A 12,713-nucleotide genomic window follows, 5' to 3' on the forward strand; every position below is an offset into this window, starting at 1 on the left:
CGAAAAGCTGCAATCATGCCAGCAGGGCGGCGGCGAGAAACAGCGCAGGGATCAGCCCTGCGTCGCGGTTAGAGCGGAACAGCATCAGGCAGGTGTCGCCGTCGTCGATGTCCAGCTTCCGAAGCTGCCGGACCATGTGCCAGCCCATCGCCCATGGCCCGCCCAGCGCGATCACCACCGCCAGCAGGTTGGCATCGGGCACCAGCGCAAGGATAACGGCGACCGCGAACAGCGCGACGGTCAGGACAAGGAAGACCTGAAGGTACGCAGAGGTTCGGGTGCCGAACAGGCGCGCGGTGGATTTCACACCGATCAGGGCGTCGTCCTCCTTGTCCTGATGGGCATAGATCGTGTCGTAAAACAGCGTCCACGCGATGCCGCCAAGGTACAGCGGGACCTGCGCCCAGTGGAAACCGCCGGTTACCGCCGTCCACGCCAGAAGCGCACCCCAGTTGAACGCAAGGCCAAGGAAAACCTGCGGCCACCATGTGAAGCGCTTTGCGAAGGGGTAGATGCAGACCAGCGCCAAAGACGCGACGCCCATCACGACCGCCTCGACCGGGAAGGTCAGAAGAATGGCGAAGGCGATCAGCGACTGGATCGCCATCCACGCGACGGCCTGCTTGACGGTGACCTGCCCGGATGGGATCGGGCGCGAGGCGGTGCGCGCGACCTTGCCGTCGAAGTTCCGGTCGGTGATGTCGTTCCACGTGCAGCCCGCTCCGCGCATCAGCACCGCCCCGATGCCGCAGCCCGCCATTACCCATGCCGCGTGCCACGAGAATCCGCCCTGCCACAGCGTGGCCAGCAGCGCCGACCACCAGCAGGGCAGCAGCAGCAGCCATGTCCCGATGGGCCGGTCCGCCCGCGACAGCCGCAGGTAGGGCCGCGTCCACGCCGGGGCGTGCCGGTCGACCCAGTTTCCCTTCACCGCGTCCGCGACGGTGCCGGTCGTGGTGTCTGGTGCTTCGCTCATCGCTCGCCTATCTGTGCGGTCATGGTCAGGCTCTATGTAGATCACCCGCTTAACCCGGGACAACCGGTCCCTCTGTCTCGTGACCAGTCGCACTACCTGTTCGGGGTGATGCGGATGAAGGAGGGTGACGATCTTCTCGTGTTCAACGGCCACGACGGCGAGTTCCGCTGCACGGTGTCTGCCGTTCACAAGAAGGAAGGAATCCTGACAGCCGTCGAACAGACCCGCCCGTTGCAGATGCCGCCGGACCTGTGGCTGCTGTTCGCGCCGATCAAGAAACAGCGCACCGATTTCATCGTCGAGAAGGCCGCCGAGATGGGCGCCGCCCGGATCATGCCGGTGCAGACCGACCACACCAATTCCGAGCGCATCCGGCAGGACCGTCTGCAGGCCCACGCGGTCGAGGCGGCCGAACAGTGCGGCGGCACCTACGTGCCCGAGGTCACCGACCTGCAAAAGCTCGACGCCGTGCTGGACGGATGGCCCGAAGACCGGCAGCTGGTGTTCTGCGACGAGGCCACCGTGGGTCTGCGCGAAGCGCTGTCCGGCGGCGCCGGGAAATGGGCGATCCTGATCGGTCCGGAAGGCGGGTTCTCGGAACGCGAGCGCGACCGGCTGAAGGCGCTGCCGTTCGTTCACACCATCAGCCTTGGCCCCCGCATCCTGCGCGCCGATACCGCCGCGGTCGCGGCGATCACGGTCTGGCAGCAGGTGCTGGGTGACTGGTGAACAAGCGGCGCAGAGCGTGCGAAATAAGGCCGGAATGGACTTTGCACGCGTTTTCCGCCAAATTCGCGCCGGGATTGCAGGATATGCTTTGCCGCACCCGTTGGTAGCTTGAAGGTGAACATGTCGTTCATCCGGCCCGAACTGAAGCAGAAATTCTGGCGCTGGCGCGAAGTGCTCGTCGGCGTCTTCATCGCCTGCTGCGGCACGCTTTGGGCGGTGACCGAAAGCGGCGTTCTGGCCGCCATCGGGACCTCGCTTGCCATCGTCGGGGCGTTGATCACTTTCGCGGGATTTCAGCGCACACGTTTCCGCGTGGGCAGCGACGGGCCCGGCGTCGTCACCGTCGACGAGCGGCAGGTAACTTACTACGGCCCATACGACGGCGGCTCGGTGTCCATCGACTCGCTGGTGCGGGTCGAGCTTGACCCGGCGGCGAAACCCCATGCTGTCTGGGTCCTGACCGATGCCACCGGACTGACGATCGCCATCCCGACACAGGCACGGAATGCCGAGATGCTGTTCGACGTGTTCTCGTCGCTAGAGGGCATCCGGACAGAGAACATGCTGTCGCAACTGCGCAGCAACCCGACCGAGCGGGTTCGCATATGGGACGCGGGACGTCGGCGGCTGCATTGACTTCGCGTTGAAAACGCCGCAGGTCTGCCTGCGTATCGAAGGCAAGACAAAGGCGCGCGCCCATGTCCATTCCCCAGTCGGGCGGCGGCCCCATCGAACGTCACGAGCAAATGGCCGAGTACCTCGCCGACGGGTGCAAACCCAAGGACGACTGGCGCATCGGGACCGAGCACGAGAAGTTCGGCTATTGCAAGGACACCCACAAGCCCCTGCCCTACGAGGGTGAGCGCTCGATCCGGGCGATCCTCGAAGGCTTGCGCGACCGCTACGGCTGGGCCGAGGTCAACGAGGGCGGCAACCTGATCGGCCTGACCAAGGAAGGCGCGAACGTCAGCCTTGAACCCGGCGGGGCGCTGGAATTGTCGGGCGCGCCGCTCGAGACGATCCACCAGACCTGCGACGAGGTGAACGAACACCTGCGCGAGGTGAAATCCATCGCCGACGAAATCGGCGTGGGCTTCATCGGTCTGGGTGCGGCGCCCGAGTGGATGCACGACGAGATGCCGCTGATGCCCAAGGGGCGGTACAAGCTGATGGACGCCTACCAAAGCACCGTGGGCACCACCGGCACGACGATGATGCGGCGGACCTGCACGGTGCAGGTGAACCTCGACTTCGGGTCCGAGGCGGACATGGTCCAGAAGATGCGCGTGGCCATCGCCTTGCAGCCCGTTGCCACCGCCCTGTTCGCGAACTCGCCCTTCTTCGAGGGCAAGCCGAACGGCATGAAATCCTATCGCAGCTGGGTCTGGCGCAACATGGACGCCGCGCGCACCGGCATGGTGCCCTTTGTGTTCGAGGACGGCTTCGGCTTCGAACGCTGGGTGCAATACGCGTTGGATGTGCCGATGTACTTCGTCTACCGCGACGGGAAATACATCGACGCGCTGGGCATGTCGTTCCGCGATTTCCTGAAGGGCGAACTGCCGGCGCTGCCGGGCGAGAAGCCCACGCTGTCGGACTGGGCCGACCACCTGACGACCCTGTTCCCCGAAGCGCGAGTGAAGAAATTCATCGAGATGCGCGGCGCCGACGGCGGCCCGTGGCGTCGCCTGTGCGCCCTGCCCGCCCTGTGGGTCGGCCTGACCTATGACCAGTCGGCGCTGGATGCGGCGTGGGATCTTGTCAAAGGCTGGGATGCCGAAACCCGGGAAGCGTGGCGCGTCGGCGCTGCCGATCATGGGCTCGACGCCGTCGTGGGCGGCCGGAAGATGCAGGACCTTGCCCGCGAGGTGGTGGACATCGCCCGCAGCGGCCTGAAGTCCCGTGCGCGCCCCGGTCTGGGCGGCATGGTGCAGGACGAACGCCACTTCCTGCATGCGCTGGAAGACAGCATCGAGAACGGCAAGGTGCCTGCGGACGAACTGCTGGAAAGATACGAAGGCGACTGGGGCGGCGACCTGTCGAAGATCTACGGCGAGTTTTCCTACTGACGCGACCCGCCTAGCGGAAGAAGCAGGTCGTCCCGGCCCAAAGCGTGTCGATCGGCGTGGCTGCGTCGTTGTCGGGCAACAGGCCGAAGATGCCGTCCGCCTCGAACTCTACGCCCAGAGTGGTGGGGCGGAACGGACCGTATCCGCCGTTTTCCAACTGCGCCCGCGTTACGCCTGCCGAAAGACCGTTCGCCAAGGAGATGCGCGGATCGTCGGTGGTCCAGCCAACGAAATTGCCGTTCTGAAACAGCAACGTGATCTCGGCGTACTGCACGATCTGCAATGGGCCCGCGCCGCATTCAGAATTGGTCACGCTGTTTGCAGGCGGCGCGCCCAGCACGCGGGTCACGGCGGTCAGCACGCCCTCCTGCGCCCGGCCGAAATCTATTCGCAGGGGATTGTCCGCGATGGCCAGCCCGTTCGCATCGGGCCGAAGCTGAGCGGTGCCGCCGCGTGTCGTGACCTCGGCCCCACCGCAGGCAGCCAGCACAAGGAGCGCGGCGGCGGCAAGGGCGCGGATCATCTACTTTGGGCTCCGCTTCGCAAGGATGCGCTGCAAGGTCCGGCGGTGCATGTTCAGCCGACGCGCGGTTTCCGAGACGTTGCGGTCGCACAGCTCGTAGACCCGCTGGATATGCTCCCAGCGCACACGGTCGGCGCTCATCGGGTTTTCCGGCGGCGGCGGAAGCTCGTCTCCGCGCGCCAGAAGCGCGTTGGTGATGTCGTTCGCGTCGGCAGGCTTGGACAGGTAGTCTGTCGCACCGATCTTGACCGCGGCAACGGCCGTGGCGATGGCGCCGTACCCGGTCAGGACCACGATGCGGCTGTCAGGGCGGCGTTCGCGCAGCACCTCGACCACATCCAGCCCGTTGCCATCCTCCAGCCGCAGATCCACCACCGCGTAGGCCGGGGGACGGGCCGTGGCGATGGCGCGTCCCGCCGCGACGGAACCGGCCATCTCGACCTCGAAGCCGCGTTTTTCCATCGCGCGGGCAAGGCGGCGCAGAAACGGTTCGTCGTCGTCAACCAGAAGGAGCGAACGGTCTTCCCCAAGCTCTGTCGCGTCCCGGTCTGGCATGTCGGCTCCCTTCCCTCGAATTCCGTCAGACGAATTTAATTAACTCTGTCGAAATGGTCAATTTGTCGCTGATGTTTCAATGAAGCAGATGCTCTGCTCGGCGATCTCGTCCGATGTCGCCTCGTGGCGGAAGTATGCGACGGTTCCATGACCGGGCAGCACGAGATAACTGAACGCGGAATGATCGACGAGGTAGAACTCGTCTTCGGTGTCGTGAAGCCGGAAATAGACGCGAAACGCGTCGGCCGCCGCCTTCACCTGCGCGGTCGATCCGGACAGGCCGATCATGTCGGGATGCATCCACTCTGCGTATTGCTGCATGACCTCTGGCGTATCGCGTCCGGGGTCCACGGTGATGAACACCGGCTGGAACGCGTGCCCTTCGGCCTGCACGATGTCCGTCACATCCGCATTTCGGGCGTTGTCGGTGGGGCATACGTCGGGGCAGTTGGTAAAGCCAAAGTACAACAGGCTGGGCCGGTCGATGAGATCGGCATCCGTCACCGTCGCGCCGGTGCCGTCGACAAGGGTGAAGGGCCCACCCAGCGCATCGGCCAGCCCCGGCCCGGACCCGGTGCGGCAATCCGCGAAGATGTCGTCCGCCCCGCCCCATGTGGCATAAAGCGTGCCGCCGGTCAGCGCCGCCGCCGCCGTCGCAGCCACGAGGGCATATGTCCCGGTCGATGCCATCCGTCGCGCTCCCGGCTGCGTTGATCTGCGCTCGCGGCGGGCTTAACAAGGATCGCAACCGTCATCCAGAGGCAGCCATGCCCGAAACACACCGCGGCCTGTTGGCGAATGAAATCCGCAACCGCTGGGTCCGCCTGCGGACGCTGGTCATGCTGCGTTGGTTCGCCATCGCCGGCCAGTTTACGGCGCTGACCGTCGGTCTGGCCTTCTTCGACCTGCACCTTGAGATAGGCTGGTGTTTCGTCGCCATCGGCGCGTCGGTGATCGCCAACCTGGTGATGAATTTCGCCTATCCCGAAAACAAGCGCCTGACCGAACGCGAAGTGCTGGCGATGCTGCTGTTCGATCTGGGCCAATTGGCGTTCCTGCTGTTTCTGACCGGTGGTCTGAACAACCCGTTCTCGCTGCTGGTTCTTGCGCCGGTGACGATCTCGGCGACCGCGTTGTCGCTGGGCGCGACAACCGCGCTGGGGGCGGTGGCCATCGTCATCGTGACGCTGGTGGGTCTGGTGCATATCCCGCTGCGCACCGCGGCGGGTGACTTGATCCAGATGCCGCAGACCCTGCAGTTCGGCACGTGGATCGCGGTCACCATCGGCATCGTCTTCATGGCCGTCTACGCGCGCCGGGTGACCAGCGAGATCCATTCGATGTCCGAGGCTCTGCTTGCGACCCAGATGGCGCTGGCGCGCGAGCAGAAGCTGACCGATCTGGGTGGCGTCGTGGCGGCGGCCGCGCATGAACTCGGCACGCCTCTGGCGACGATCAAGCTGGTGAGCCGCGAACTGATGGAAGAGCTGGAAGAGCATCCGGAACTGCGCGAGGATGCAGAGCTGATCGGCAGTCAGGCGGACCGGTGCCGCGACATCCTGCGCTCGATGGGGCGGGCCGGGAAGGACGATCTGCACATGCGCCACGCACCGCTGGGCGAGGTGATCCGCGAGGCTGCCGAGCCGCACCGCGAGCGGGGCAAGACGCTTGTGATCGACCTGGCGCCCGGCGAAGGCGGCGATCTGGCGCAGCCACAGGTCGCGCGGCGGCCCGAGGTGATCCACGGCCTGCGGAACCTGATCCAGAACGCGGTGGACTTTGCCGCGTCGACCGTCTGGATCGACGCTGTGTGGACCGACCGGATGGTCGAATTGCGCATCATCGACGACGGCCGCGGGTTCCCGCCGCACCTTCTGGGCCGGATCGGCGACCCTTTCGTCCGTAAGCGCAGGGCGGCGGAAGAAAGCGACGAGCGCCCGGGTTACGAAGGCATGGGGTTGGGGCTGTTCATCGCGAAGACGCTTCTGGAACGTTCTGGCGCCGAGCTGAATTTCTCGAACGGTCGCGATCCCCTGACGCCGCCCGGCGATCCGGGAACGCGGTCGGGCGCGATTGTCGAGGTCACGTGGCCCCGGGCGCGGATCGCGCCCGAGCGCGACGAACGCGGGCTGGGAGAGAACCAGCCTATTCAGGCCTGACGCGGATTAGCGCCCTTTGCATCCACGAGGGCTTATCGCGCTTAACGTCATATTAACCAATGGCTGGGTAATCCGGACAGCGGGACGGGTAACTTCTGGAATGCGCCAATGGAAATGGCGAGTCTTGCTCAGGCTGGTGTACTGGTATTCATAGCGTTCGTGACGGCCTTGGCGGCGTTGCTTGCATCAGGAAGCTTATTTTCCCGCAAGTCCGGTCGTGACCGGCGCGCCGTGGCAGAGGTCGCGTTCCTGTTCGACGGCGGGGCGTTGGTCGATGCCACGGCTGCCGGGCGACGGCTGCTTCAATATGCGACGTCGCGCGGAACGGACATGGCGCGGCTGGTCGCCTTTCTCGCGCCGCGGTTTCCCGACCTTCACGCCCGCGTTCAGTCGTGCGGTGAAAACGACCGGATGCTGCTTTTGTCCTCGGACAACCGTGCGCGGCTGCGGCTGGAATCCCGATCGGGCCGCCTGCGAATCGTGTTGGAAGACGTGCAGGACGACCAGTCCGAAACGATGGACCGGCACAGCCAGGCGGTTCTGTCCGCCGAACTCGATGCACATCGCGCCGTGTCCGAGAATACGCCGATCCCGATCTGGCGCCTTGACGCCGGCGGGCATGTGACATGGGCGAACGGTGCCTACTGGGCGCTGGCCGAACGCGCGGGGCTGTCCGACGCGGTTGCCCCCGGCGGCTTTCCGGTGCTGTTTCCCGGCGTGTCAGAGGTGACGCTGCCCGCGGGCGCCACCCACCGGCTGCAACTGGTCGTGCCCGATTGCGTGGATCCGCTGTATTTCGACGCTTCGGTCGCGCTGGTCGGGCGCGAACGCCTGCTGACCGCGATCCCCGCCGACGCCGTTGTCGGGGCGGAACGCAACCTGAGAGAATTCATTCAGACACTGACCCAGACCTTCGCGCATCTCAGCGTCGGGCTGGCCATCTTCGACCGGCGGCGCGAACTGACGCTGTTCAACCCCGCACTTGGCGACCTTTTGGGGCTGGAGGTCGAATTTCTCGTCGCCCGTCCGCCCCTGATGCGGTTCCTCGACCACCTGCGCGAACGCAACATGATGCCTGAACCGAAGGATTACAAAAGCTGGCGGCAGCGCATGACCGATCTGGAAAGCGCTGCCACAGACAGCGGCAAGTCAGAGACCTGGACCCTGCCGGACGGGCGCACGCTGCGGATCACCGGGCGCCCGCACCCGGACGGCGCCGTGGCCTTCCTGTTCGAGGATATCAGCTCGGAAATCCGCCTGAGCCGCGAATACCGGACCGAGCTTGAGACCGGCCACGCCGTGATCGACACGCTGGACGAAGCGATCGCCGTCTTCTCGGCGGACGGTCGGCTAGGCTTTGCGAACAGGGCCTACCGCCGTTTGTGGGCGGGCGAGACCGCGGCGCGGCGCGGCGTCCCGTTCCTGGAAGCTTCGCGGCAATGGCAGCAGCAATGCGCGCCCAGTCCGGTCTGGGGCGACGCACGGGACTTCGCGGCCGAAATGTCGGGGCGGTCGACATGGCACGCCGAGGTGCGGCTGGCGGACGGGCGGCCACTGGTCTGCCGGTTCGAACCCCTGCCCGGCGGCGGCACGATGGCGGGCTTCAGCGACCCGCCGGGGCAGTCGCTGCAACCGCGCGCCGTTGGTCGCAAAGCGCCCGCCAAACGCGCCTCGGCCGGCGCCTGATAGCGCACACGCACGTAGGCATTTCTGCCCCCGAACCGCCCCGCCCCATGCGAATCGCCTAAGTCCGGCAAACCGCAATCGGCCCCTCTGCCCTGCCTTGGTAACGCGGTTTTTGAACCGAATTCGCCGGTCACGCCCCGTCTGCGGCATGTTTGAACCGGTTGCACTCCTTTATTTTGCAGCGCCAATCCTATATCAGTCCGGAACCTTTTCCGGAGACGATCCATGACCGCGCCTTCTGCCCCGATTACGCAGGATGTCCTCACGATTCCGCGCCGCACCCCCGAGGGTGACGGCAAGCGGAACCTTGTCGGCCTGACGCGCGACCAGTTGCGCGACGTGCTGATCGAGACCGGCACGCCCGAGAAGCAGGCGAAAATGCGCGTCGGCCAGATCTGGCAGTGGATCTACCAGAAGGGCGTCCGCGACTTCGACGCGATGACCAACCTCGCGAAGGCGTACCGCGCCCAGCTGGAGGAACACTTCGTCATCGCCGTGCCCGAGGTCGTGCAGCGCCATGTCTCCGAAGACGGCACCCGCAAGTACCTTGTTCGCATCGCCGGCGGCCACGAGGTCGAGACGGTGTATATCCCCGAGGACGGCCGCGGCACTCTGTGCATTTCCAGTCAGGTCGGCTGTACGCTGACCTGCTCGTTCTGCCACACCGGGACGCAGAAGCTGGTGCGCAACCTGACTCCGGCCGAAATCGTCGGTCAGATCATGATCGCACGCGACGACCTTGGCGAATGGCCCGAAATCGGCCGCGCGCCGAAGGACGAAACGCGCCTGCTGTCGAACATCGTGCTGATGGGCATGGGCGAGCCGCTGTACAATTTCGAAGCGGTCCGCGACGCGATGAAGATCGCGATGGACGGCGAAGGCATCTCGTTGTCGCGCCGCCGCATCACCCTGTCGACCAGCGGCGTCGTCCCCGAGATCGCCCGCACCGCCGAAGAGATCGGCTGCATGCTGGCGGTCAGCTTCCACGCCACCACCGACGAGGTCCGCGACCGTCTGGTTCCGATCAACAAGCGCTGGAACATCGCCGAACTTCTAGAGGCGCTGAAGGCCTATCCGAAACTGTCGAACTCTGAACGCATCACCTTTGAATACGTGATGCTGAAGGACGTGAACGACACGGATGAAGACGCCCGGCGGCTGGTCAAGCTGATCCGCGGCATCCCCGCGAAGATCAACCTGATCCCGTTCAACGAATGGCCCGGCTCGCCCTACCAGCGCTCGGACTGGAAGCGGATCAAGGCTTTCGCCGACATCATTTACAAGGCCGGTTACGCCAGCCCGATCCGGACCCCGCGCGGCGAAGACATCATGGCCGCCTGCGGCCAGCTGAAGTCGGCGACCGAGCGCGCGCGCAAAAGCCGGGCGCAGATCGAGGCCGAAACCCGCGCGGGCTGACCCGGATGGATCGCCGCCACGCCCTGTCGCTGGTGGGCGGCTTTCTTCTGGTCCCACGGTCGGCGCTGTCCGCGACCTGCGCGCTTCCCACTGGCGGCGAGCAGGCGCTGGCCGATGTCACCAACCTGACAAACGCCTTCCGCAGCCAGCGCGGCCTGCCGTCTCTCGAACTGTCGTCACACCTGTTCGAAGCCGCACAGAACCAAGCCTGCCACATGGCCGCGACGGGCCGCATGTCGCACACCGGCACCGGCGGCTCGGGCGTCGGCGACCGCGCCACCGCCGCAGGCTATCGCTGGCGTTTCATCGCCGAGAACGTGGCCGAGGGCTATCCGGACGCCCACGCGGTCTTCGAAGGCTGGCGAACGTCGCCCGGCCACCGCGACAACATGCTGGCCCAGCAGGCGCGCGACCTTGGCCTTGGCGTCGCCGCGGGCGGCAGGCGGCTGTACTGGGCGATGGTTCTGGGCGCGCCGCTTTAGGCCTCCCAGGTGTCCATCGCCTCGACCGCGTCCTCGGCGCTTTCCACATAGCGGAACAGCTTCAGATCCTCGGGCGAAATCGTCCCGGCGTCGGCCAGGGCGTCCCAGTTCACGATCTTCTCCCAGAACTCGCGGCCGAACAGCAGGATCGGCACCGGATCCATCCGCTGGGTCTGGATCAGGCACAGCGTCTCGAACAACTCGTCGAGCGTGCCGAACCCGCCGGGGAAGATGCAGACCGCGCGGGCGCGCAGCAGGAAATGCATCTTGCGGATCGCGAAATAGTGGAAGTTGAAGCACAGCTCGGGCGTGACGTATTCGTTCGGCGCCTGCTCGTGCGGCAGCACGATGTTCAGCCCGATGGACACGCCGCCCGCCTCGGCCGCGCCGCGACTGCCGGCCTCCATCACGCCGGGGCCGCCCCCGGTGACGATCACGTTCTGCAAGTGGTTGCCGTCGCGCTGCCCGCGTTCGGTGACGATATGCGCGAACCGCCGCGCCTCTTCGTAGTATTTCGACAGCCCGGCCAGCGTCTCGGTCGCGGCCTGATCTTTCTTCGACGGCTCGGGCACGCGGGCACCGCCGAACAGCACGATGGTCGATTCCACCCCGTACTCGGTCAGCATCAATTCGGGCTTCAGAAGCTCCAGCTGCAACCGCACCGGCCGCAACTCGTCGCGGCACATGAAGTCGTCGTCGGTAAAGGCCAGCTGGTACGCGGGCGAACGGGTCTGCGGGGTGTCCGGTGTATTTCGCGACCGGACGATGTCCTCGTGCGCGTCGGGGAATCTGCGTTTCTTCTGATCCAGCATCTCGGCCATGTTTCCTCGTGTCATTGCACCGCCTTCGTCCTGCCTCTATAGCCTCTGCGCGACATAGACCAAACACGAGACCCCTCAACGGAGCGCCCGATGTCCAACGCCCAGCTTGAAACCGCCATCGAAGCCGCCTGGGAGGCGCGCGACACGATTACTCCCGCCACCACCGGCGAAACCCGCGAAGCGATCGAGGATACGCTGAACGCGCTCGACTCCGGCACGCTGCGCGTGGCCGAGAAGGCCGAGGGCGGCGACTGGGTCGTGAACCAGTGGGCCAAGAAGGCGGTACTGCTGGGCTTCCGCATCAAGGACATGGAAATGCAGGACGGCGGTCCGCAGTCCGGCGGCTGGTGGGACAAGGTCGACAGCAAGTTCAAAGGCTGGGGCGACAACCAGTGGAAGGCCGCGGGCTTCCGCGCCGTGCCGAACTGCGTGGTCCGCAAGTCCGCCTACATCGCGCCGGGTGTTGTGCTGATGCCCTCTTTCGTGAACCTCGGCGCCTATGTCGACAGCGGCACCATGGTCGACACCTGGGCCACGGTCGGCAGCTGCGCCCAGATCGGCAAGGGCGTCCACCTGTCCGGCGGCGTCGGCATCGGCGGCGTGCTGGAGCCGCTGCAGGCCGACCCGGTGATCATCGAGGACAACTGCTTCATCGGCGCCCGCTCCGAGGTGGTCGAGGGCGTGCGCGTCCGCGAGGGCGCGGTGCTGGGCATGGGCGTGTTCCTTGGCCAGTCGACCAAGATCGTCGACCGCGAAACTGGCGAAGTGATGTACGGCGAAGTGCCGCCCTACTCGGTCGTCGTCGCCGGTTCGATGCCATCGAAGAACGGCGTCAACCTGTACTGCGCCGTCATTGTGAAGCGGGTGGACGAAAAAACGCGGTCCAAAGTCGGCATCAACGAACTTCTGCGCGACTGAAACTGAATATCTTTCACCTGGCCGGGAACAAATCCCGGCCGGGCGTCGTTGCCCTTGCAACAGCCCGCCGCGGCGGGCCTTTCAAACAAGGGAGACGACCATGACCGGCATCGGCTGGCTTGCTGCCATCATCATCGGCGGCATCGCGGGATGGCTCGCGGAACAATTCATGAAATCCAATATGGGCATCCTGATGAACATCATCCTCGGGATCGTCGGCGCCGTCGTGCTGAACGCGATCCTGATGGCTGTGATGGGCGGCACGTTTGGCGGCTGGATCGGCCAGCTCGTCGTCGGCTTCATCGGCGCCTGCCTGCTGATCTGGGTGGCACGGATGGTCCGCCGGACCGCCTGACCCCAGTAGCTTCCCCCCGAAGCT

General features: G+C 65.7%; 14 protein-coding genes. 9 read left to right on the plus strand and 5 right to left on the minus strand.

The window, feature by feature from the left end:
* Nucleotides 1-13 precede the first annotated feature (13 nt).
* Nucleotides 14-976: a 4-hydroxybenzoate octaprenyltransferase gene (ubiA, locus tag ACP156_RS19310; RefSeq protein ID WP_425053011.1), complete on the minus strand. Its 963-nt coding sequence runs from the start codon at nt 974-976 to the stop codon at nt 14-16.
* 21 nt (nt 977-997) lie between these two features.
* Here ubiA and ACP156_RS19315 point away from each other — a divergent pair, with 21 nt between their 5' ends.
* From ACP156_RS19315 to ACP156_RS19325, 3 genes are all read left to right on the plus strand, one after another.
* On the plus strand, nt 998-1,705 hold the full coding sequence (locus tag ACP156_RS19315) for a 16S rRNA (uracil(1498)-N(3))-methyltransferase (protein ID WP_425053012.1): 708 nt from the start codon (nt 998-1,000) through the stop codon (nt 1,703-1,705).
* A 120-nt stretch (nt 1,706-1,825) separates the two neighbouring features.
* Entirely contained in the window at nt 1,826-2,341 is a 516-nt protein-coding gene (locus ACP156_RS19320) for a hypothetical protein (protein ID WP_425053013.1), read from the plus strand.
* A gap of 62 nt (nt 2,342-2,403) precedes the next feature.
* Entirely contained in the window at nt 2,404-3,774 is a 1,371-nt protein-coding gene (locus ACP156_RS19325; RefSeq protein ID WP_425053014.1) for a glutamate--cysteine ligase, read from the plus strand.
* Between the two features lie 10 nt (nt 3,775-3,784).
* Here the strand turns inward: ACP156_RS19325 and ACP156_RS19330 are convergent, their stop codons facing one another.
* From ACP156_RS19330 to ACP156_RS19340, 3 genes are read right to left on the minus strand one after another with little or no spacing between them, the layout of a single operon-like run.
* On the minus strand, nt 3,785-4,297 hold the full coding sequence (locus ACP156_RS19330) for a hypothetical protein (protein ID WP_425053015.1): 513 nt from the start codon (nt 4,295-4,297) through the stop codon (nt 3,785-3,787).
* Entirely contained in the window at nt 4,298-4,852 is a 555-nt protein-coding gene (locus ACP156_RS19335; RefSeq protein WP_425053016.1) for an ActR/PrrA/RegA family redox response regulator transcription factor, read from the minus strand.
* 57 nt (nt 4,853-4,909) lie between these two features.
* Nucleotides 4,910-5,542, minus strand: coding sequence for an SCO family protein (locus ACP156_RS19340; RefSeq protein ID WP_425053017.1), 633 nt, complete (start codon nt 5,540-5,542; stop codon nt 4,910-4,912).
* Between the two features lie 77 nt (nt 5,543-5,619).
* On the opposite strand from ACP156_RS19340, the gene regB reads away from it, so the two are divergent.
* The 4 genes from regB to ACP156_RS19360 all read left to right on the plus strand — a co-directional run bounded on the left by regB (nt 5,620) and on the right by ACP156_RS19360 (nt 10,595).
* Complete coding sequence (regB, locus tag ACP156_RS19345; RefSeq protein WP_425053018.1) at nt 5,620-7,011, plus strand: sensor histidine kinase RegB; 1,392 nt, start codon at nt 5,620-5,622, stop codon at nt 7,009-7,011.
* A gap of 231 nt (nt 7,012-7,242) precedes the next feature.
* Nucleotides 7,243-8,697 carry a PAS-domain containing protein gene (locus ACP156_RS19350; RefSeq protein WP_425053019.1) on the plus strand — a complete coding sequence of 485 codons (1,455 nt, stop codon included), beginning with the start codon at nt 7,243-7,245 and terminating at the stop codon, nt 8,695-8,697.
* 225 nt (nt 8,698-8,922) lie between these two features.
* On the plus strand, nt 8,923-10,113 hold the full coding sequence (gene rlmN / locus ACP156_RS19355) for a 23S rRNA (adenine(2503)-C(2))-methyltransferase RlmN (protein WP_425053020.1): 1,191 nt from the start codon (nt 8,923-8,925) through the stop codon (nt 10,111-10,113).
* A gap of 5 nt (nt 10,114-10,118) precedes the next feature.
* Nucleotides 10,119-10,595 carry a CAP domain-containing protein gene (locus tag ACP156_RS19360; protein WP_425053021.1) on the plus strand — a complete coding sequence of 159 codons (477 nt, stop codon included), beginning with the start codon at nt 10,119-10,121 and terminating at the stop codon, nt 10,593-10,595.
* Here ACP156_RS19360 and ACP156_RS19365 read toward each other — a convergent pair.
* On the minus strand, nt 10,592-11,407 hold the full coding sequence (locus ACP156_RS19365) for a TIGR00730 family Rossman fold protein (RefSeq protein ID WP_425053272.1): 816 nt from the start codon (nt 11,405-11,407) through the stop codon (nt 10,592-10,594). The two genes, ACP156_RS19360 and ACP156_RS19365, sit on opposite strands and share 4 nt — an antisense overlap.
* Nucleotides 11,408-11,506: 99 nt before the next feature.
* Here ACP156_RS19365 and dapD point away from each other — a divergent pair, with 99 nt between their 5' ends.
* Nucleotides 11,507-12,334 carry a 2,3,4,5-tetrahydropyridine-2,6-dicarboxylate N-succinyltransferase gene (gene dapD, locus ACP156_RS19370; RefSeq protein WP_425053022.1) on the plus strand — a complete coding sequence of 276 codons (828 nt, stop codon included), beginning with the start codon at nt 11,507-11,509 and terminating at the stop codon, nt 12,332-12,334.
* A 100-nt stretch (nt 12,335-12,434) separates the two neighbouring features.
* Complete coding sequence (locus ACP156_RS19375) at nt 12,435-12,689, plus strand: GlsB/YeaQ/YmgE family stress response membrane protein (RefSeq protein ID WP_425053023.1); 255 nt, start codon at nt 12,435-12,437, stop codon at nt 12,687-12,689.
* Nucleotides 12,690-12,713: the final 24 nt, after the last annotated feature.

It is taken from the genome of Psychromarinibacter sp. S121, from assembly GCF_049801035.1.
In the GTDB taxonomy this organism is placed as follows: Bacteria; Pseudomonadota; Alphaproteobacteria; order Rhodobacterales; family Rhodobacteraceae; genus Psychromarinibacter.